We start from the raw sequence: 242 nt of genomic DNA on the forward strand, positions 1-242 counted from the left end.
GCAGCATACAGAAAATAATCCATATATAAATATTCAAGCCTGTATTTTTCGGAAAAATGTTATACCAGTTTTGCATGATGCTCCGTCCTTTCTGTTATGAATAAGTATAACATGGGGACGGAGCGCCTGTTCCTTTTTGCAAAAAGGAACAGGCGCTCCGTCCCCAAAAAAACCGCATCCTAAAACAGGACGCGGTTTCAAAAGCTATTATTGTTTTGTCTGCATCCTTCTCATTTCAAGGC

Annotated in this window: 1 protein-coding gene; it reads right to left on the reverse strand. The window is 40.1% G+C overall.

Annotation, left to right across the window (positions count from 1 at the left end):
* Window positions 1-76 (reverse strand): hypothetical protein (locus E2491_RS17865; protein ID WP_483299882.1); only part of this gene is annotated, 76 nt, incomplete at its 3' end.
* Window positions 77-242: the final 166 nt, after the last annotated feature.

The sequence above is a fragment of the Jeotgalibacillus sp. R-1-5s-1 genome (assembly GCF_004405105.1).
Classification (GTDB): Bacteria; Bacillota; Bacilli; order Bacillales; family Jeotgalibacillaceae; genus Jeotgalibacillus.